Annotated in this window: 18 protein-coding genes and 1 tRNA gene; 11 read left to right on the top strand and 8 right to left on the bottom strand. The window is 62.8% G+C overall.

All coding sequences use genetic code 11. The annotated features are described in order from the left end of the window. Positions 1 to 128: 128 nt before the first annotated feature. Positions 129 to 731 (top strand): response regulator transcription factor, encoded by a 603-nt coding sequence (locus ACLIMP_RS04635; RefSeq protein ID WP_132469852.1) that lies wholly within the window; start codon positions 129 to 131, stop codon positions 729 to 731. Between the two features lie 397 nt (positions 732 to 1,128). Here the strand turns inward: ACLIMP_RS04635 and ACLIMP_RS04630 are convergent, their stop codons facing one another. The 3 genes from ACLIMP_RS04630 to ACLIMP_RS04620 all read right to left on the bottom strand — a co-directional run bounded on the left by ACLIMP_RS04630 (position 1,129) and on the right by ACLIMP_RS04620 (position 3,731). Continuing rightward, the gene (locus ACLIMP_RS04630) at positions 1,129 to 1,569 is read right to left on the bottom strand and encodes a hypothetical protein (RefSeq protein ID WP_231635819.1); all 441 of its coding nucleotides are present in this window, start codon (positions 1,567 to 1,569) and stop codon (positions 1,129 to 1,131) included. 135 nt (positions 1,570 to 1,704) lie between these two features. Next, positions 1,705 to 2,421: an alpha/beta hydrolase gene (locus tag ACLIMP_RS04625; protein WP_054436901.1), complete on the bottom strand. Its 717-nt coding sequence runs from the start codon at positions 2,419 to 2,421 to the stop codon at positions 1,705 to 1,707. A gap of 167 nt (positions 2,422 to 2,588) precedes the next feature. Further along, positions 2,589 to 3,731 (bottom strand): aminotransferase class I/II-fold pyridoxal phosphate-dependent enzyme, encoded by a 1,143-nt coding sequence (locus ACLIMP_RS04620; protein WP_324697826.1) that lies wholly within the window; start codon positions 3,729 to 3,731, stop codon positions 2,589 to 2,591. Between the two features lie 132 nt (positions 3,732 to 3,863). Between ACLIMP_RS04620 and ACLIMP_RS04615 the strand changes: the two genes are divergently transcribed. Beyond that, complete coding sequence (locus ACLIMP_RS04615; RefSeq protein ID WP_324697824.1) at positions 3,864 to 4,943, top strand: aldo/keto reductase; 1,080 nt, start codon at positions 3,864 to 3,866, stop codon at positions 4,941 to 4,943. A 397-nt stretch (positions 4,944 to 5,340) separates the two neighbouring features. Here ACLIMP_RS04615 and ACLIMP_RS04610 read toward each other — a convergent pair whose 3' ends face one another. Both ACLIMP_RS04610 and ACLIMP_RS04605 read right to left on the bottom strand, forming a co-directional pair. Then, positions 5,341 to 6,144, bottom strand: coding sequence for an SDR family NAD(P)-dependent oxidoreductase (locus ACLIMP_RS04610; protein WP_185998159.1), 804 nt, complete (start codon positions 6,142 to 6,144; stop codon positions 5,341 to 5,343). A gap of 28 nt (positions 6,145 to 6,172) precedes the next feature. After that, the gene (locus ACLIMP_RS04605; protein ID WP_185998160.1) at positions 6,173 to 6,925 is read right to left on the bottom strand and encodes an SDR family oxidoreductase; all 753 of its coding nucleotides are present in this window, start codon (positions 6,923 to 6,925) and stop codon (positions 6,173 to 6,175) included. Between the two features lie 459 nt (positions 6,926 to 7,384). Here ACLIMP_RS04605 and ACLIMP_RS04600 point away from each other — a divergent pair, with 459 nt between their 5' ends. From ACLIMP_RS04600 to ACLIMP_RS04590, 3 genes are all read left to right on the top strand, one after another. Beyond that, a complete protein-coding gene (locus ACLIMP_RS04600; RefSeq protein ID WP_324697820.1) occupies positions 7,385 to 8,386 on the top strand; it encodes a hypothetical protein in 1,002 nt (333 codons plus the stop codon). A gap of 62 nt (positions 8,387 to 8,448) precedes the next feature. Next, positions 8,449 to 8,925: a hypothetical protein gene (locus ACLIMP_RS04595; RefSeq protein WP_324697817.1), complete on the top strand. Its 477-nt coding sequence runs from the start codon at positions 8,449 to 8,451 to the stop codon at positions 8,923 to 8,925. Between the two features lie 241 nt (positions 8,926 to 9,166). After that, on the top strand, positions 9,167 to 9,670 hold the full coding sequence (locus ACLIMP_RS04590) for a T6SS immunity protein Tdi1 domain-containing protein (RefSeq protein WP_443478075.1): 504 nt from the start codon (positions 9,167 to 9,169) through the stop codon (positions 9,668 to 9,670). 82 nt (positions 9,671 to 9,752) lie between these two features. On the opposite strand, the gene ACLIMP_RS04585 is transcribed toward ACLIMP_RS04590, so the two are convergent. From ACLIMP_RS04585 to ACLIMP_RS04575, 3 genes are all read right to left on the bottom strand, one after another. Continuing rightward, the gene (locus ACLIMP_RS04585) at positions 9,753 to 10,145 is read right to left on the bottom strand and encodes a hypothetical protein (RefSeq protein ID WP_324697813.1); all 393 of its coding nucleotides are present in this window, start codon (positions 10,143 to 10,145) and stop codon (positions 9,753 to 9,755) included. A 200-nt stretch (positions 10,146 to 10,345) separates the two neighbouring features. Further along, a complete protein-coding gene (locus ACLIMP_RS04580) occupies positions 10,346 to 10,993 on the bottom strand; it encodes a hypothetical protein (protein ID WP_443478074.1) in 648 nt (215 codons plus the stop codon). Next, a complete protein-coding gene (locus ACLIMP_RS04575) occupies positions 10,986 to 12,095 on the bottom strand; it encodes a helix-turn-helix transcriptional regulator (protein ID WP_324697809.1) in 1,110 nt (369 codons plus the stop codon). Before ACLIMP_RS04575 ends, ACLIMP_RS04580 begins: the two co-directional genes overlap by 8 nt. 128 nt (positions 12,096 to 12,223) lie before the next feature. Here ACLIMP_RS04575 and ACLIMP_RS04570 point away from each other — a divergent pair, with 128 nt between their 5' ends. The 6 genes from ACLIMP_RS04570 to ACLIMP_RS04545 all read left to right on the top strand — a co-directional run bounded on the left by ACLIMP_RS04570 (position 12,224) and on the right by ACLIMP_RS04545 (position 18,183). After that, on the top strand, positions 12,224 to 13,354 hold the full coding sequence (locus ACLIMP_RS04570; protein ID WP_324697807.1) for an LLM class flavin-dependent oxidoreductase: 1,131 nt from the start codon (positions 12,224 to 12,226) through the stop codon (positions 13,352 to 13,354). 1 nt (position 13,355) lies between these two features. Next, the gene (locus ACLIMP_RS04565) at positions 13,356 to 14,522 is read left to right on the top strand and encodes a sulfotransferase family protein (RefSeq protein ID WP_324697805.1); all 1,167 of its coding nucleotides are present in this window, start codon (positions 13,356 to 13,358) and stop codon (positions 14,520 to 14,522) included. After that, complete coding sequence (locus ACLIMP_RS04560) at positions 14,522 to 15,331, top strand: sugar phosphate isomerase/epimerase family protein (RefSeq protein WP_324697803.1); 810 nt, start codon at positions 14,522 to 14,524, stop codon at positions 15,329 to 15,331. Before ACLIMP_RS04565 ends, ACLIMP_RS04560 begins: the two co-directional genes overlap by 1 nt. 2 nt (positions 15,332 to 15,333) lie before the next feature. Continuing rightward, positions 15,334 to 16,569, top strand: coding sequence for a hypothetical protein (locus tag ACLIMP_RS04555; RefSeq protein ID WP_324697801.1), 1,236 nt, complete (start codon positions 15,334 to 15,336; stop codon positions 16,567 to 16,569). Positions 16,570 to 16,693: 124 nt separating this feature from the next. Continuing rightward, positions 16,694 to 16,769: transfer RNA gene (locus ACLIMP_RS04550), tRNA-Thr, on the top strand. A 187-nt stretch (positions 16,770 to 16,956) separates the two neighbouring features. After that, positions 16,957 to 18,183 carry a tyrosine-type recombinase/integrase gene (locus ACLIMP_RS04545; protein ID WP_443478073.1) on the top strand — a complete coding sequence of 409 codons (1,227 nt, stop codon included), beginning with the start codon at positions 16,957 to 16,959 and terminating at the stop codon, positions 18,181 to 18,183. Positions 18,184 to 18,869 lie beyond the last annotated feature (686 nt).

Here is an 18,869-nt window from a genome sequence, read left to right as displayed (position 1 = left end):
TCCGATCTACTGCGGCAAATGAAATAGATCTTTTGTAAACTATAGGTCGATTTCGGAGCATGTACCGCAAGCACTGAACAACGCCTGCGAATATCTCCCTAGGCACATGCCGAAAAGGGAGAATTGCCGTGGAGCGTATTTCCAATCTCATCCTGATCGACAACGACATGCGTCGCAGGGCGGCGATCAGTCATGCCCTTTCCGTCGGAAACATTCACGTCGAACCGTTCGAGAATATTTCCGAGCTTTCGCATTCCTGGCCGCGCTCGGGAGTCATCCTGATCCATGACGGGGCCGGCGCGATCGACGATCTGGTGGAGAACATGGCCCGCCACGGCGAATGGTTCCCGATCATCGCCTTCAGCGAACAACCCAGCGCCAACCGCATCGTCGAAGCCATTCTCGATGGCGCGATCGACTATATCGCATGGCCCATCGCGGCGGACGAACTGAACGCCACGCTGGCCCGCGCGATCGAACGGGCGGAACATGTCGGCAATGCCAAGCTGCGCGAAGTCATGGCCCGCGCCCGGATAGACCGCCTGACCCGCCGCGAACGCGAAGTGCTGGGCGGCGTCGCCAGCGGCCTGTCCAACCGCCTGATCGGCGAAAAGCTGTCCATCAGCCCGCGCACGGTGGAAATCCACCGCGCCAACATGCTCAACAAGCTGGGTGCCAATCACACCTCGGATGCAATCCGCATCGCGATCGAGGCCGCGCTGGTGAATTGACCGGCGCGGCCCCCGGTCCGACCGGACCTTGATAGCGCCGGGCGGCGGGCCGGCATCGTTTGCCCCCAACCTCCTGCCGGAACTGCCCAAAACCCCTAGGCGCAATCCTACCAATGCTTAGGCAGCGCCATGGCAGAAGAATCGGGCCGGCTCGCACTCCACCCGATAGCTGCCGGCCCCGCATGACCTGCCCGTCCGGCCGCAAATCCCCTCCCGGCCGGACACCTTGCGGGAAACGCCAACGGACTGAACCGGGCCCGGAAGCGGGCTCCAGAACTGACGGCGCATCCGGTTACCGCGCAGCTTCCCGGAGCCGCGGCCGGATGCGCCGCCTCATTCGTGTCGCCTCGTCCGTGCCGCCTCATCCGTGCAGTTCAGCCGCGCGCTCTTCGCAATGTCAGTGAAGGCGCATCCCGCCGGAAAGGCCGATTGGCGGCACCTCCTTCTCGATCCGTTCGGAATCCGCCAGCAGCATCGAGACATAGGCCCCCAGCAGCGCCAGCGAGAGCGTTGCCGCCTCGCAGATCATCTCTTCCGAACCATCCGCCATGACCAGCGTGGCCAGGCACGTTCCGCTGGTTCCGCGCGACAGCATGAAAGTGGCGCATCCGCCCATCAGCGTCAGCACCGCGCTTTCGGGCGCGCCGCAAGACAGCATCGCTTCCACCGCCGCCGGATCGAAGTCCCGCTTCGCGCCGGTATGGGGATCGTGCAGGAGCAGCAGGATCGCCTCGCGAATGCGATCCGGTTCTTCCACGGGTGCGCTTCCCGCGCAGTCGTGCAGGAAATCGCGCATCCGCGCGTTCCACACTTCGGTACTGCAAACGACCTGGTTCAAGGGACTCGCCACCATTGCTGCTGCCTGTGATGCGCCAAAGTCCCCATGAGCGGCGCGCTGTCAATCCGCACATTCCGCGCGACTTCACGCCTCGTCCCGCGTTGCGACAGGCTCACCGCGAAACGTGAAGCGCGCTCAGGCCGCCGCAACCGCCTCCAGCCGCTCGGCCACCCAGTCAGGCTCGGTCAGCATGAGGTCGTGTCCGGTGTCGATATCCCACACCCGGCCTTCGGAACGCTCGGTCAGCAGCGCCATGTCGCGGCCCGGAATGGTGGAGGTGCAGATCAGGTGGCTTTCCGGGATCGCCCGCATCGCCGCCTCGTTGCGGAAGGCGATCTTCTGTTCGAAGCACTTCCACGGCTGCGCGGTCAGCCTTGCGTCGGTCCAGGCGCCGAGCTGCGGGTCGGTCACGCCGAAGAACGCCGCAAAGCCGGGCATCGGCGCCATGACCATGGCCACGCCGTTCACATCGTGCAGGCCCTGCTTCGCCATGTGGATCTGTTCATGGGCGTGCTCATAAAGCGATTCCCCGTCGCGCGGGTAGGCCGCATCGAGATAGACGCGGTGGCCCACCCGCGCGGGCTTGCGATCCGCCGCCCCGGTGATGACCATGCCGCCGTAGCTGTGGCCCACGAGGATGGCATCGGTCAGGTCCTCGTACTCCAGCAGCCCGGCCACGTCGTCGATATGGGTATCAAGATCGATGGCGCCGCTCAGGACATGGGCACGATCGGCCAGCCCGCTGAGGGTGGGGGTGTGGACTTCGTGGCCCGCCGCGCGCAGCCGCTGCGCCACCGGCTTGTAGCACCACCCGCCATGACCGCCGCCATGGACCAGCACGAATATGGCCATCGTTCCCCTCCCTCTTGGTTTGGGCGAAGGAAGCGCCGTGGCAGGCGGGCGGTCAATCGCGGCATATTCGCCCGCGCGATGAATGAGCGGGTGGCATATTGGAACCTGCCGGGTGAGGATTCAGCCTGAACGGACGGGGAGGCCGGCTCCGGGCTGTCGCCTTGTCCTCACCCCCGCGCCGCGAACCAGGGCACCATGCGGGCGATGGCATCCTCCACCAGCGCGGTGGAAACGGCGAAGCTGAAGCGGATGAAGCGGTGGCCGTCCACGGGGTCGAAGTCGATCCCCGGCGCCGTGGCCACGCCGGTGTCGCGCAGCAATTGCTGGCAGAAGGCCAGACTGTCGTTCGTCAGGTGGCCGATGTCGGCATAGATGTAGAAGGCGCCGTCGGGCGGGGCGATCCGGTCCAGCCCGAGGCTCGGCAGCGCGGCCAGCAGCAGTTCGCGGTTGCGGGCATAGTTCTCGACATGGCCTTCCAGTTCCGCCGTCTCGTCCATGGCGATGAGGCCCGCGTGCTGGGCCAGGACCGAGGGGGTGAGGAACAGGTTGTTCATCCGCGCCCGCGCCGGGGCGACCACTTCGGGCGGCACCACCAGCCAGCCGAGCCGCCAGCCCGCCATCGAATAGTACTTGGAGAAGCTGTTGACGATCACCGCATCGGGCAAATGCTGCAAGGTGGACTGCGCCGCGCCCTCGTACGTGAGGCCGTGGTAGATCTCGTCCGAGACGACGCGGATGTTCTTGCGGCGGCAGACTTCGGCAATGGCGGCCAGTTCCTCGGGCGCGATCACGGTGCCGGTGGGATTGGCCGGGCTGGCGAGGATCAACCCGTCCGGCGCGGGATCGAGCGCGTCGAGCGCGGCGGCGGTAACCTGGTAGCGCTCCGCCGGGCCGCAGGCCATCTCCACCGGTTCGAGGTAGAGCGTCTTGAGCGTATTGCGGTAGGCGACGTAGCCGGGCCGGGCCAGCGCCACCCTGGCGCCGGGCACGAAGAGGCTGGAGAGCGCCAGCACGAAGGCGGGCGAGGCGCCGCAAGTGAGGATCACCTGCTCGCGGTCGACCTCCACCCCGTAAGTCTCGCGGTAATGGCGGGCGATGCGGTCCAGCAGCGCGGTGCTTTCCCAGTAGCCGCCCGGATCGCTGTCCAGCACGCGGTGCGCGGCGGCGATGGCGGCGGCGGGCGCGCCGGTGGAAGGCTGGCCGTATTCCATGTGGATCACGTCGCGCCCCTCGCCCGCCAGTTCGTAGGCGAGGCGGCCGATGGCCATGGCGTGGAAGGGGTCTACCTGTGCGATCTCGGGAGCTTTCATGGCGGCGTAGCTAGGCCGCCTGGAACCGGCAGGCAATCCCGCTTGCCCCTGCCCGCATGTCCGCGCCGGGACAGTGGCCCGAACCCGCCCCGCCGGTCACAAGCAGGCCGATCCCGAAGGAGAGACCCGCCGATGCCCACCCAGCTCGATCATTACCGCCTGCTCGGCCGCTCGGGCCTGCGCGTCTCGCCGCTGTGCCTCGGCACGATGACCTTCGGCGCGGGCTCCGGCGAAAGCGGGACCGGCTCCTGGGGCTCTACCGACGAGGACGCCGCGCGGATGCTCGATATCTATGTGGAGCGGGGCGGCAATTTCCTCGACACGGCCGACTTCTACGGCGGGATGGGCGGTTCGGAAACCTTGCTCGGCCGGCTCATGGGCGCGCGGCGAGAACGGCTGGTGGTGGCGACCAAGTATTCGCTGACGACGAGCCCTGGCGATCCCAATGCATCGGGCAATTCGCGGCGCAACATGGTGCGCTCGGTCGAAGCCTCGCTCAGGCGCATGAAGACCGGGTGGATCGACCTGCTCTACCTCCACATGTGGGACTTCCGCACGCCGGTGGACGAAGTGCTGCGCGCCTTCGACGATCTCGTTCGCAGCGGCAAGGTGCTCTATATCGGCCTGTCCGACACGCCGGCCTGGCAGGCCAGCCGGATGCAGGCGATCGCCGAACTGCGGGGCTGGAGCCAGTTCTGCGCGCTCCAGATCCAGCAAAGCCTGATCGAGCGCACGGTGGAGCGCGAACTCGTGCCGATGGCGCGGGAAATGGGCATGGGCCTGTGCCCGTGGTCCCCGCTCGGCGGCGGCGTGCTGACGGGCAAATATACCGCGAGCGACCTTGCCCCGCCGCAGGGCGAAAACCTCGTCACGCGCAAGGCGATCAATGCCGCGACCGGGCGCCTGTCGGATCGCAACCTCGCCATCGCACGCACGGTGCAGGAGGTAGCGGAAGAGATCGGCGCCACGCCCGCGCAAGTCGCACTGGCCTGGCTGCTGGCGAACCCGGACGTGGATGCCCCGGTGCTGGGCGCCCGCACCCCCGCGCAGCTGGAGGACAACCTCGGCGCGCTCACCCTCGATCTTGGCGAGGAGCAGCTTGCCCGGCTCGATGCGGCCAGCCGCGTGCCCAGGGTCTTCCCGATGGACGTGCTGAGCGGCCCCGCCGAGGCGATGATGAACGGCGGGGTAACCGTCGAGCGGCGCGACTGACCCCGTTTCGCACCGCCGGGGCGCCGAAGCGTGATTTGCCTCACACCGGACCGAGCGCGATGCTGTCATAACCGCCGCGTCCGAATCGCAGGCGGCAACGCCCGGGACAAGGACACTGCCGCAAGCCAGCCGAACCGTGATGCGACCCCACGGCAAGGCCCTTTCGGCAGGCACTTCGCATAACTTGGCGGCAGTCCGGCCCACCTGGCCGAACCCGTTCCCTTGGGGACTGCCGCCAGCTTTGTACGGTTTCCATCCGGCACGGCCGGATCGCGGCGCCGGCCCACGCTCGCCAAGGGCTCGATAATCCCGGGGGGGAAATTATCGGCTGGGGGTGATCTCTTCGAGATCAGGCGATTGAAGGGGGCCGGCGCCGCGCCAGTACCGGAACGGTGCCTCAGCCCGGATTGACGCTGGCGATGCCGGGCCGCTCCGCGCCCATTCCCGAAAAGCCGATGCAGTAGCCGCCATCCACCGGCAGGACCACGCCGGTCACATAGGACGCCTCGTCGCTGGCGAGATAGAGCGCGGCCTGCGCAATGTCCCTGGCCGAGCCCCACCGGCCCATCGGGATCCCGGCAAGGACCGGAAATTCGGCAGGCGGTTCGGCATGGGTGCGCGATGCTTCCACCAGCCCGGTCCACATCGTGCCCGGCGCGATCGCGTTCACGCGGATGCCCTGGTCCGAATAGTCCAGCGCGGCGACCTTGGTAAGCTGGTTCACACCCGCCTTGGCCGCTCCGTAGACCGAGTGATGCTTCCACCCGATCACCGCCGAGGCCGAACTCGTGTTCACGATCGCCCCGCCGCCGGTCTTCAGCATCGAGGTGATGCCGTGTTTCATGCCGAGGAACGTGCCGCGCAGATTGGTGGCGTGAACCCGGTCCCATGTCTCCAGCGACTGCGTGTGCAGCGGCGCCATCGGCCCGCCGAACCCGGCATTGTTGCACAGCACGTCGAGCCGCCCGAAGCGCTCCTCCGCCGCCGCGATCATCGCCGCCACTTGCGCCTCGTCGGAAACGTCGCACTGCACGCCCACCGTGTCGCCGCCGAGCGCGGCCGCCACTTCGTCCTGCCTGCCCGAGATATCGGCGAGCACCAGCCTCGCCCCCTCGGCATGGAACAGTTCGGCCATCGCCCGGCCCATGCCGGACGCCGCGCCGGTGACGATGCAGACCTTATCCTGAAGCCTTCCAGCCATAATCGTTCTCCCTCAGGCGCCGAATTTCTCAGGCACTCGTATCGATGGTCGGGCGGATGGTGATTTCCGAGATGTTGGTGCGGCGCGGCATGGCGAGGATGAAGACCACGGCCTCGCCGATATCGCGCGGCTTCACCGCGCCGTCCTTGCTGACATGCGCCTTGATCGCGCTGCGCCACTGCGGATCGGAGATCGAATCCGCCACTTCCGTCTCGGTTGCGCCGGGCATCAGCGTGGTGACGCGGATGTTCCTGCCGCCCAGTTCCTGTCGCATCCCGTCCGTCATGAAATTGACCGCGTGCTTGCTGGCCGAATAGGCACTGGTCATCGGCCCGCCCTTGCGCCCCGCGAGCGAGGAGATGGTGATGATATCGCCCACGCCCTGCTCCAGCATGTGCGGCACGGCGGCGGCGCTGGTGTAGACGGTGCCCATCAGGTTGATGTCGATCACCCGGCGGTAGATCGCGGTATCGCAATTCTCGATCCCGCCCGCTTCCATGATCCCGGCCGAGTTGACGAGGATATCGATCCGCCCGAACGCCGCGACCGTCTTCTCCACTGCGCCGCGCGCGTCCTCTTCCACGGTCATGTCACCCGGGATGGCAAGCGCCCTGCCGCCTGCGGCCTCGATCCGGGAGACCAGCCCGGCGAGCCGTTCGGCCCGGCGGGCGCAGACCACCACGGCGGCCCCAGCCTCTGCCATGCAAAGCGCCGCCGCCTCCCCGATCCCCGACGACGCGCCGGTAACGAGCGCGACCTTTCCTGCAAGCTGGCCCGACATCCTTCTCCACTCCACCGCGCGGCACCTTGCGGCCGCTTCGTATCCATTGGCTGGAGATCATCTGGCCCGAAGTCAACGGGAAATGCTGAACATATGTTCAAATCGCTGCTGCGAGGTTCTGGAAATGTATCCAAATCACAGGAAACACGGCGCCCCCAAGGACCGCCCGGGACGCGTGGAGAAATCTCGGGATGGAGGGTTGCCCGCGTTCAGCCAGCCGATGGTTTAGCGTAAATGACAGGAAGGGGCCGTGAAGCGACTGTCCGGTTCTGGCGAGAATGGCGATGAAGCTGCCATGGTAATGGAAGGAAGTGGCAGACTCAAAGGGCGAAGCCTTTAGTACAATAGCTTCCAACATCACATCGGCATTCCAAAAGAACTACTCCCAAAAAATGCAAAACGGCATGAGCCAGCGATGTTATTCTCGTAAAGTTTGGAGTGCGGAAGGGAGCACGACACATGTGGTGGGAGATTGCGAAAGAGGTCGTGACAGCTTTAGCGGAGCGCGAAGCGAGTCGTCAGCAAAACCAGTGGATGGGTGACGTCATCAATAAGCTGGATCAGATCAACGGCAAGCTCGACCTTTTGCTCGATGAGGTCAGGTTAATCAGAGAAGAAATATCCCGACTTCCCAACAAATTTGACGAAATAATGAAAGATGTCGAAGAATCAAGAGCAATGGGCGCGCGGTCTGGAGTGTTGGAAATATTGAGTACGGCGCAAGAAACTGAACTCAGTCCCGCAATGCTAGAAGGCCTGGCTGAATATCTCATAGTTTTATCCGGGCAAGAAGGGTTGCTCGAAAACAAATGGGGGTACTCAAGCGCGTGGACTATATTGACAAGCTTTCTCACACGAGCCGCAGGGTACAAAATATTGGCCGCCTATAACCCAGCGTGGGCGGTCCAATTAAAAACATCACGAAATCGGAAGCTTGCGTTTTTTGACGCTGGGCTCGCAACCGATGAAGCATCCAGCGGCCCTGGACGAGCACTCTTGACGCGGACACTCGAGCGAGCCGCCATCGAGGATCTTGTACGTCCATGCCTTGGCACCACCGTTCAAATCTGTTGGTGGAAGGGGAGAATTACTCAGCCCGAGCTTTATTCGGGGAACAACTATGCATGGACCGTAGTGACCCAACCTTCGATCAGCGGCGGATTTGAGCGGGGGTATGTTTGGATGGACGTAGAGTCGGAACGACAGCCGGAAATTTTAACGGCAGACGAAAGGAAGCCTTCATTCCCGGGCAAAACATACAGCCCCGTCGGCGCGCCGGAAATTATTCCCACGGGAGGGGGCGAGGCGCTAAAGGAAATGATTTATGAAAAGCGCCGCATTCTCGAAGCCGACATGAACTCAAAGATCAATCGACACTCGGCGATAAATGAAACCATCACTCACTTGACCCCCATTGTCTCAGGATTGAAGGAGTCCAGAGATATTATAAGTAAAGTATAATCTATTAAAAATAATTTACAAATGTATTATATTTTCTGACAATAAATGTCGCGGAGGTTGAAATGCTACGATTGATAGCAATTGTTTTTGCATCTTTTAGCATTATGCATGGTTCTGCGCATGCTCAGTACGTCGTGCTGGCGCTACCTGCCAACACCAAAGTCGACATTTCTGCATCCGCTCATCCTGACATGAATACACAATTGCTTGAGCCGAAACGCCGGCTGTACTTCACCACCAAAGGCGTCGTCGCCGGCAAAAACGACTCGATTGTTTGCCATAGCGAAGCTGAGTACCCGCCGGGCAGGCAGGCCCCCTTGCCATCCTGCCAACCCTACGGCCGTCCCACGACGCTCGAACTAGTAGGTGAGTTTGGAACAAACTTCTGGGCGAGAAGCATACCCCACATTTCCTATTTCGATGTCTCGAGGGCGGAGATCACCTACATCGATGATTTCCAAAAAGCTGGACTAGTGGTGACGCTGAACTTCACGCCTCCCTTGGGCCCTGATGCATCTCCGCCAGTCGTTGTTAGATGACCGGCGCCTCGCGCGTGAGTCCGAAACGGGCGGCAAAATCTGGCCGCGTTGCTGACTTTGCACGCCAGCTATGCCTATGTCCGCAATCCACCCATTTCGGCCCCTCCCGACGCCGAGAGTCGCGTTCCATAGGGGCCTGTCCGGTTCTCGCCGCGCGCGAAGAAATGCAGCCTGACCGTACACGCCGACTTTGCAGACATTAGGCTTATCGCTAGTTTGTCGATAATTGGAGGCGAATGACGTGGGTTATTTAGACGGGGCGTACCGCCTTCATCGGCAAGAAGACGTTGCGCGCTTCACTGCGCTCGCGATTGAAGCATTTCCCGACTTCACTGACAGGATAGAATGCTTCGGAGCCGACTGGTTGGGTCGCCAGTTTGCGACCGACGAGCGGCGGATAGTCGATGGTGCTCCGCAGGTTCTCATGCTCGAACCGGGCACAGGGGAAGTACTTGAGATACCCGTCAATCGGGCCGTGTTTCATGATGACGAGCTAGCGAACGAGCCTGACGCAGCGGCGGCGTATTCATTTTTCCAGCAGTGGTTAGAGGCAGGCGGCACTCGCCCGAATTACGATCAGTGCATTGGTTACAAGCTGCCGCTCTATCTCGGCGGGACAGATGATGTTTCAAACCTCAGCTTGATCGACTTTAGCGTTTACTGGACCCTCTCGGCCCAAACCTTAGCGCGGGTTCGAGGGCTGCCCGTCGGAACGACGATACGGGACGTATCTATCTCAGGCTAGGAACCCGACAAAGCGGAATGGCAGATTTTCAGGGATTTAACCGGGAATCTGCCGTTCCGGACACGCCCCATGGCGGTCTTTCTTACTGTGCTGAGACGGAAACAAAAGCGGACGCGGCAACGCGATCTTTGTCACTCGTCACTGCCTCAAGTAGCGGCTTTAAGTGATAGAGAAGAAGATCACGACGAGGATGATTTGCAGGGACCACTTCGCCTAATATTCCGAGGAGACTGCGGAAACCAATCAATTTGGCGAAAACTTGGTAAGGTCGATCAGATGCGTAGGGGGCTCGGCGAAGATAATGCGCAGCAAGCCGTCGTGCATCTCCCTTTGAAAAAGAGGCATGGCCAATCAGCGTCAAAGCTTCACCCCAGTTCTCACTTTCACAGGGATAACGGGTAAGCAGCCAATCGACAGCTTCAGGTGATTGCATACTACGAAGTTGGACCGCTAAATCGCGCAAGCTGTTATCCATCGTGCTCTTCTGACTGTGTCTGCTTGCTACCCTTATTCTGCAAAAGCTGACTGTCGCCAACCCACCCTTCATAGCCGCTTACACTGCGGATCTGCACCGCCAGGAAACGGTCGGGCAGCTTTACGCCACCAACAATGGGATCGGCGATCCGGAAAGGCAATCATGGGTGGGTAGCAGACATTCTTGGCGGGAAGCGCTAGCTACAATCCCCCACTCTGGAAACTGCGCTGCCATCCCTGCGCTTCGCGGACACGGCCCTGATCAAACTTGAACTGAACTTGTGAAACCAAATGATCGGACGCATTCGTAAACTCGACTGTCACGGTCTGCTCTCTGCATCCGTCCGCCGGGCCGTCCATGTAATCCCACCCGAAAAACCTAAATCCATCTGCATTCATCGCTAAGGCTAATGCTTTTGCTCCGACAGCACCCGCTCCAAGAGGTCTGCCAACGTCGCCTGCACCAAGGCTAAATTGCGCGTTGTCATCGACGAAGCGTGACAGTTGTGAAGCGTCGTTATCGTTTGTCGGCGTCAGTGCTGCGGCGACAAGCTGAACGGCTCGATTTGCAAGAGCGTTGTGAACTGCCTTTGCAGACGTAATGTTGTCTAAGTCACACGAATGAGCCGGAGCAGCAGCGAGGATTAAGAGCGCGGAGAGCATTGCGGAAGGCTGCAACAAATGGAGAATGTCTGCAATGGGGCGTGTCCGGTCAGGCTGCATTTCTTCCCGAGCGGCGAGCACCGAACGTACGGCTTTCGAGCGCGGCGCTCCCCGCCCGGAATGGCGAAAACGGGCGCCTTTCGGAAGGGCAGCTTCATCGGAAGCCTCCGCCCCTGCTTCACGCAATCGCGAGTACGCTGCGATGGATGAAACGGACGAGATCCGCCTGCCCCCGCGCTCCGGTCTTGGCGTAGATGCGCTTTGAATAGGTCCGTGCGGATTCCACCGTCAGCCCCACTTCCGGCCCCGCCTCGGCGATCGACAGTCCCCGGCTCAGGGCCAGCGCCAGCCGCGCTTCGCTGGCGGTAAGGTCGAACAGTTGCGCGAGCTGGCCGCAGCGGTCGGCCGAGGACCAGTGATCGGCATGGAGATAGCACAGGATCGCCGGCGCCGCCCGCGTCGTGCCCATGCGGCGACCGGAAGGGACGAGCAGCAGGTCCAGCCATGGCTCGCGGCAGAGCACCAGTGCACGGGGGCGAGCCTGCGGGTCCTGCGCGAGTTCGGCCACCGCTTCGGCAAGCTGCCGCCGCAGGCGGGGATCGCGGGCGCCCAGCCGGCCGTCCCGGCCGCGCGTCAACCCGTCCGCCCCCTGCAGCATCTTCGCGCCGAGACGGTCAGCGTCGAGCACCTTGCCCTCCCCGTCCAGCGTGACCCAGCCGAAGTTCATCCGCCGCACGGCCTCGCGCTCGATCTCCGCGCCCATGCGTTCGCGCTCCAGCGCCACGAAGCTGCCCAGCGCGGCGCGCAAGTGCGGGGCGAGGTCTTCGAGCAGCAGGTCCACCCCGGAGGCGAACTCCCCGCAGCGCCGGGTGATCGTGATCCAGCCGTTGACCCCGCCCGGTTCGGCGAAACGGATCATCCGCATATGGTTCATGCCCGAAGGAACGAGCAGCTGGTCGAGATAGGCATCGTGGCCGGGGTCGCCGTAGCACAGCAGTTCGTTCAGGGCGTAAGTCCGCCCCTCCTGCATTGCGTGATAGGGCATGGGATCGCGAAGATAGAGGCTTTCGCGGTAGAGCCGCGAGATCGGCGGCGGCGAAGGCTGGCCGGAATAGAGGTGGATCACCCGCGCCTCCGGCGTGCCCTGCGGCAGGGGCCGGAACACGAGGCTGGCATAGTCCGCCGCAACCCGCGTGCGCAGGGCATCGAGGAAGCGCCGCCAGGGCGGGTCTTCCACCAGTCCCTCGATCAGCGGCACCAGCAGCGCCGCGTCCTCTCCTTGCAGCATTTTCGTGATCCCCAAATGGGAATTTGCCTTGGCCGGGGGCTACCTCACAACGGTGCCCGGAAACAACGAGCGGCGCCGAACCATCACCCTGGCGGTACGGAAAGGACGCTGCCTGAGAGGATGAACCCATGCCCGTGGCCATGAAAGTGCAGCCCGCAGCCTTCCTGCGAACCACCCTGCCGCTCGGCATCCAGATGGCGCAGGACTACGATTCGGGGCGCTACCACTCGATCTGGCTGCCCGATCACATGGTGAGCTTCTGGCCCGATTCGATCTGGACGCCGGAATTCACCGACCTCGCCAAGGCCTCCCCCAGCCCGCACCGCCATCTCGACGGTCTGGCCGTGGCGGCGGCAACGGCGGTGCTGACGCAGAACACGCCGCTGGCGACCACGGTGGTCGACACCGTGCGCCGCCACCCCTCGCTGCTGGCGCAGACCGCGCTGACGATCAGCCACTTGTCGAAAGGCCGCTTCATCCTCGGCCTGGGATCGGGCGAGCTGGAAAACACGGTTCCCTACGGCTTCGATTTCGACAAGCCGGTGGGGCGGCTGGAAGAGGCGATCAAGGTCATCAAGCTGCTGTGGCATTCGGACGGCCCGGTCGATTTCGAAGGACAGTTCTTCCACCTCCACCACGCCCGGCTGGACACCGAGTTCTACGAGGGCAAGGCGCCGCCGATCTGGCTGGGCGCGGCAGGGCCGAGGATGCTGTCCATCACCGGGCGCGAGGCGGACGGCTGGTGGCCCGCGGGTTCGTGGACGCCGGAAGACTATGCCGCCAAGCTCAAGGTCATCCTTGACGCGGGCGATGCCGCCGGGCGCGACATGAGCCACTTCACCCCCGCCATCACGCAGATGTGCCTGATCGGCGAACCCGAAGAGATCGACGAGATGCTGCGCGCGCCGATGGTGAAGTCGATCATCCTGATGATGACCGCGAAAGACCTTGCGCAGTTCGGCTACGACCATCCCATGGGCCCCGACTGGCGCGGCATCATGGACTTCGATCCCGTGCGCCTCAGCCGCGACAAGATGGTGAGGTTCTGCAACGAGATGGACCCCCAGGCCATCCGCGACGTGCTGCCCACCGGCACGCCGAAGGAAGTGGCGCTCAAGATCAAGGGCTTCGCCGATGCCGGGATGCGCGTCTACAAGCTGATGGAATACGGGGCGATGGGCGGCATGAAATTCTCCGCCACCAGCGCCGCCAAGGTCCGGGAAACCGAAGACGAAATCGCGAAGCTGGTGGAGGGTTGAGATGGCCGAACTCGACGCGCAGAAATTGCTGCTTGAAGCGCAGCAACGCACCGGCCTTTCGGACTGGGCCGACCACGGTTTTCCCCAGCGCTTCGCCCTCGCCGTGGAACATATCAATACCATCGCCATGGACGCTGCGGGCCGCGCGGCGGCGGCGGAGAACGTGCTCTGGCTGCTGACCGACCGCCTGCGCTTCTTCGAGGACCGCCAGCGCTTCCCGCTCGCCGAGGAAGCGATCGACCGCCCGATGTTCGTCAGCGGCGAACCGCGCTCCGGCACGACACTGATGCACGCCCTCCTCGCCGTCGATCCCGCGGCACGGGCGCTGCGGTTCTGGGAGGTCATGCACCCCTCGCCGCCGCCGGGGACGGTCGATGGCACCGATCCCCGCATCGCGGCCGCCGACGCCGAATGGCGCGAGATCAACGCGAAGATGCCGCGCTGGCTGCACTGCCACCCCTATAACGACATGCTGGGCGAAGGCCTGCCCGAAGACGAGCGGACCTGGGCCTTCGATTTCCGGGTGATGACGCCCACGGCTTGGTGGCGCGTGCCGATGCAGAACCTCTCCTTCGGCCTGCCCACCGATCCGCCCGCTCAGTACCGCATCCACAAGGCCATGCTGCAGGCGCTGCAATACCGGCGCCCGGCACGCCACTGGGTGCTCAAGGGGTTCCACACCACCCGGCTCGATGCCTTCTTCGATGCCTATCCGGATGCCTCGCTGGTCTGGCTCCACCGCGATCCGGTGATGGTGGCCGCCAGTTCGACGATGATGATGGCGGACATCATGGACGGCGTGGTCGGCAAGATCGATCTGGTGAAGGAAGCCCGCGCCCATCTGGAGCGCGTGCGCTGGTCGATCGGCAATACGATGGCCCATCCGCTGGCAAGCGATCCGCGCATCCACCATGTGCGCTACCGCGATTTCGTGGCCGATCCCGTCAGCGTGATCCGCGATTACTACGCCTTTGCCGGCCGTGCCTTCACGCCCGAAGCGGAAGGCGCGATGCGGCGCTATCTGGCGGAAAACAAGGGCGACCGCCACGGCAAGTTCCATTACTCCACCCAGGTGCTGGTCGATGCCGGATACGACCTTGAAGCCCTGAACGAAGAGTTCGCCCCCTTCCGGGAGCGCTTCGGCGTCGAGATCGAAAGGCGCCATTGATGCACCCCCGCGTCAGCCTGCACCAGGTCGCCATGGTCGATCGCTCGACCGCCGGGTTCATCGACTTCTGCTGCACCATCGGCGTGCAGCATGCGACGCTGGTTTCCCCGCGCCTGCTTCAGCCGGAAGACATCCATGCTGCGCACGAAGCAGTGCAGCGCGGCAGGGTGACGGTGAGCTGCATCAACCATCCCTTCGCGCTCCACCCCGATCTCGAACGCGATTCAGGGATGGCCACGCCCGCACTGATGCGCGTGATCGACCTTGCGGCGCAGCTCCGCGCGCCGTCGATCTATCTCATCACCGGCGGGCGCGGCGCGCTGTCATGGGAACAGGCGGCGCAGCGCTTCGCCGCCCTGCTGGCGCCCTGCCGCGAACACGCCGCCGCCAGCGGCGTCTCCCTGCTGGTGGAAAACGCCTCCCCGCTCACGGTGGACATCCACATCGCCCATACCCTGCCCGATGCCCGGCATCTTGCGCAGGCCGCCGGGATCGGCCTCTGCGTCGATCTCCACGCCTGCTGGAGCGAGGCCATGCTGCGCGAAAAGCTGGCCGAGGCCCTGCCCCTCACCGGCCTCGTGCAAGTGAGCGACCATGTCCCCGGCGACCGTACCACCCCCTGCCGCGCGGTGCCGGGCGATGGCGCGGTACCGCTGGAGGCGATCCTGCGCGACGTGCTGGAACTCGGCTACACCGGCCTGTTCGACCTCGAACTGCTCGGCCCCCGCATAGAGGCCGAAGGCGCGGCAAAAGCCTGCACACGCGCGGCACGAAACCTTTCCGACCTCCTCACCCGACTGGGAGCCTGACGATGGCCTTTGGCGACGCAATCGACGATCCCGCGCTCAAGGCCGCGTGGGACAGCTTCTGCGAGCAGTTGAAACGTGCCGGACAATCCGCCTTCAAGGACGCGAACCCGGCCAACCCGCTTCAGCGCGCGGACGCCTTCCGCTTCCTCACGCAGAACCTCGGACAGGCCTTCGACCTCGCGCTGGAAACCCGCGACCCGGCCTTTCCGCAGATCCACCCCTTCACCACGCCGACGATGAAGCTGGGCGGCGACCTGGCGGACTTCACTTATCGCCAGGCGTGGATTTCCGGGGAGCACGTCTACCGCCTCTCGGGCCGTCGCGGCACGGCGCGCTGGCTCAACATCACGGTGCAAGGCCCGCGCCCCGACACGATCCCCGGCACCGACTGGCCCAGCCTGCACGAACCCTTCGGCGACATCCCGGAAGCCAACTTGTTCGGCCACCAGATCGAAACCGGGGCGGACGGCACCTTCGCAGTGACCATCGGCGGGCCGCCACGGGACAGGAACTGGCTCCCCACCACGCCCGGCTCGCGCAAGCTGTTCATCCGCGAGGCCTTCGACGCCTGGGGCGAAACCCCCACCACCCTCACCATCGAGCGGACCGGCATGGCCACGCCCCGCCCCCTGCCCTTGCCCGCACAGATGGGCGAGGCGATGAACTGGGCCGGAGATTTCGTCACCGGCCTGATGCGCGACTGGCCCGAACACGCCTGGCGCACCTCGCGCGGGGTATGCGATCCTGCCAGCCTCAACATGTTCCCGGCAGACAAGGCCGCCAACGACACCAGCGACGCCAAACGCGGCCGCATGGCCGCGCACATGGTCTGGCGCCTCGAACCGGACGAGGCGCTGATCGTGGAGATGGACTGGCATCCCGGCTTCTGGCTGTTCGGCATGGGCGGCGCGCTGATGGGATCGATGGACTTCCTCCACCGCCCCGTCAGCTACACGCCCGCGCGCACGAAAGTGGACGGCGACGGCATCGTCCGCCTGATTCTCTCCCACGAAGACCCCGGCCTCCATAACTGGCTGGACACGCAGGGCTTTTCGGACGGAAACCTCACATACCGCAACCTGATGAGCCAGCAGCCCGCCACGTTCCGCACCCGCCTGGTCAAGGCCATCGAACTGGCCGATCACCTCCCGCCGGGAACCGCCCGCACCTCGCCCGACCAACGCGCCGAACTGCTCCGCCAGCGCTACCGCGCCATCAAACTGCGCTATGGAATATAGGGATTTGCGAGCAGAAAGCCGGAGATCGCACGATCGATAAGAAAGCCCCTTGCACGCGCCCCCACTCCCCGGTAAAGGCGCCCCCTGCCCCGGCGCCGGATTGCACCCGGCCCAACCAAGGCATGCCGCTTTAGCTCAGTTGGTAGAGCACATCATTCGTAATGATGGGGTCACGTGTTCGAGTCACGTAAGCGGCACCATTTCTCTGTTCACAGACGTTCGCCAACGTCCCTTGAACCCCCAGAAAATCAACGATATCTAGTAAGCAGTGTCTGCCTGCGTTCGCGCGCGTTCGCTGACAGATACCCCCAACATGGGGTATCATTGGGGGTATTTCGTTCAGGCCTCTCAATGGATACCCCCAGAACCATGAATCGGGGGATTCGAATGGCGCTTACCGATGTGACTGTCCGAAATGCCAAGCCGCGCGAAAAAGCCTACAAGTTGGCAGACAGTGGCGGGCTGTTTCTGTTTGTCAGCCCGGCAGGCGGAAAGCTGTGGCGCCTCAAGTTTCGGATAGCAGGAAAGGAAAAACTACTCTCGCTCGGCGATTATCCGAGAATTGGCTTGGCTGACGCGCGAAAAGCGCGTGATGACGCAAAGGCTAAATTGGCGACAGGCACAGATCCTGCCCATGAGCACAAAATGGCTAAGATTGCTGCCAAGATCAGTTCGGGAAACACCTTTCAATCGGTGGCCGAAGATTTCATTGCAGTAAAATTGGTCGCCGAAAACAAGGCCGAGGCCACAATTGACAAGGCGCGGTGGTATCTGTCCCACCTCACTCCGGCTCTTGGTAACCGTCCGATTTCAGAAATTGAGCCGGCTGAGCTGCTTGCAGTGCTGAAGCTACTAGAAAGAAAAGGCCACCGCGAAACGGCACGCCGAACTCGTGCGTTGGCCAGCCGAATTTTCCGCCATGGTGTTGCCCATACATTGTGCCGATCTGATCCAGCCGCCCTTTTAGGAGGTGCACTTGCCGCGCCCATCGTGACGCCCCGCGCGGCCATTTTAGAACCAGCAAAGCTCGGAGAGTTCCTCAGGGATCTTGACGCATATGGCGGCTCAATCACTGTAAAGATCGCAATGCTTTTGGCTCCTCACACATTCACGAGGCCAAGCGAACTGCGAAAGGGGCGCTGGGAGGAAATCGACTGGGACAATGCTGTCTGGCATGTGCCAGCCGTACGCACCAAGTTGCGTCGTCCACATAGTGTGCCGCTCTCACGGCAATCCCTGGCCTTGTTTACGGAATTACGCCGGACAACAGGCAATTTTGATCTCATGTTTCCAGGGCAGCGCTCTCATTTGAAGCCTTTCAGTGAGAATACGTTGAACCAGGCATTCCGGCGCATGGGCTGGTCAGCCGACGAAGTGACAACACACGGTCTCCGATCTACGGCGTCCACCCTTTTGAACGAGAGCGGCAAGTGGCATATGGACGCGATCGAAAGGGCGCTTGCCCACGGCCATAGCAATGCAGTTCGTGGTACTTATGCGCGCGGCCAGCACTGGGATGAGCGAGTTCAAATGGCCCAATGGTGGAGTGACTATCTGGATGTCCTCCGTACTGGAGCCGAGGTCGTACCATTTCGGGATAAAGTCGCCAGATAGGGCATTTTTACTCCACGCTGCCTCAGTCGGCTGGAATGTTCATCCCCACCTTGGATGACGTGAGGAGCCTGAGAAAATTGGAGAATCTTCACTTCGCATTTCTGCCAATATGACCACCAAGAAGCGCACGTTGACGCGTTATTCTTGTTCACATTTTTGATCAGTGCAAAAAAATGAAAAGTTAGTTTTTTCATATACTTGATTGAAAATCTCGGCCGGTTTCTTGCGAATTGTAACAATGCTTAAAATTCGTGCACCGATCCCCGACCGTGCCACGCCATCGACGTGCGCCTGGACGGTCATTAAATGAATGTGGAACCGTAAAAATGTGGGGTTATGGCCGGCTGGCTTTTATTCCGCGGGCGGAGGTCGACGCTTCCGAGCCTTGGGTGAAATGCCGACCCTTTGTAAATAGCGACCCGTATCGGACTCTCAGCAGCTAATTTTCAGTCCTCAAGTGCAGAAGGTCCGCTTTCTGGGTAGCTGTCGGCCATTCTTTGTCATTCTGGGTTGGAGATCAGGCAGCCGATCTTGACTTCGATGACTGACAGTCGGTTTAAATGTTTAGTGCCAAATTATGCAGATGTCCGCCAACTATGCAGGTCTCGCTTCTGGAGAGTGTTTGATGCGACTGTCGACGGTGTTCGCGCGATTCTACAAATCGTTCAACTACGACCGCATCCGTA

The organism is Novosphingobium aeonii, assembly GCF_052279045.1.
GTDB lineage: Bacteria > Pseudomonadota > Alphaproteobacteria > Sphingomonadales > Sphingomonadaceae > Novosphingobium.
Note: the sequence above shows the minus strand (reverse complement) of the source record. Positions and strands in the feature narration are given on the sequence as shown.

What these genes read in the sequence shown, in the direction of transcription:
- ACLIMP_RS04575 (WP_324697809.1), bottom strand. Translation starts at nt 12,095, where the DNA reads ATGCTGCAAGGAGAGGACGCGGCGCTGCTGGTGCCGCTGATCGAGGGA.
- ACLIMP_RS04565 (WP_324697805.1), top strand. Translation starts at nt 13,356, where the DNA reads ATGGCCGAACTCGACGCGCAGAAATTGCTGCTTGAAGCGCAGCAACGC.
- ACLIMP_RS04620 (WP_324697826.1), bottom strand. Translation starts at nt 3,731, where the DNA reads ATGAAAGCTCCCGAGATCGCACAGGTAGACCCCTTCCACGCCATGGCC.
- ACLIMP_RS04615 (WP_324697824.1), top strand. Translation starts at nt 3,864, where the DNA reads ATGCCCACCCAGCTCGATCATTACCGCCTGCTCGGCCGCTCGGGCCTG.
- ACLIMP_RS04605 (WP_185998160.1), bottom strand. Translation starts at nt 6,925, where the DNA reads ATGTCGGGCCAGCTTGCAGGAAAGGTCGCGCTCGTTACCGGCGCGTCG.
- ACLIMP_RS04610 (WP_185998159.1), bottom strand. Translation starts at nt 6,144, where the DNA reads ATGGCTGGAAGGCTTCAGGATAAGGTCTGCATCGTCACCGGCGCGGCG.
- ACLIMP_RS04585 (WP_324697813.1), bottom strand. Translation starts at nt 10,145, where the DNA reads ATGGATAACAGCTTGCGCGATTTAGCGGTCCAACTTCGTAGTATGCAA.
- ACLIMP_RS04595 (WP_324697817.1), top strand. Translation starts at nt 8,449, where the DNA reads ATGCTACGATTGATAGCAATTGTTTTTGCATCTTTTAGCATTATGCAT.
- ACLIMP_RS04545 (WP_443478073.1), top strand. Translation starts at nt 16,957, where the DNA reads ATGGCGCTTACCGATGTGACTGTCCGAAATGCCAAGCCGCGCGAAAAA.
- ACLIMP_RS04560 (WP_324697803.1), top strand. Translation starts at nt 14,522, where the DNA reads ATGCACCCCCGCGTCAGCCTGCACCAGGTCGCCATGGTCGATCGCTCG.
- ACLIMP_RS04625 (WP_054436901.1), bottom strand. Translation starts at nt 2,421, where the DNA reads ATGGCCATATTCGTGCTGGTCCATGGCGGCGGTCATGGCGGGTGGTGC.
- ACLIMP_RS04570 (WP_324697807.1), top strand. Translation starts at nt 12,224, where the DNA reads ATGCCCGTGGCCATGAAAGTGCAGCCCGCAGCCTTCCTGCGAACCACC.
- ACLIMP_RS04600 (WP_324697820.1), top strand. Translation starts at nt 7,385, where the DNA reads ATGTGGTGGGAGATTGCGAAAGAGGTCGTGACAGCTTTAGCGGAGCGC.
- ACLIMP_RS04555 (WP_324697801.1), top strand. Translation starts at nt 15,334, where the DNA reads ATGGCCTTTGGCGACGCAATCGACGATCCCGCGCTCAAGGCCGCGTGG.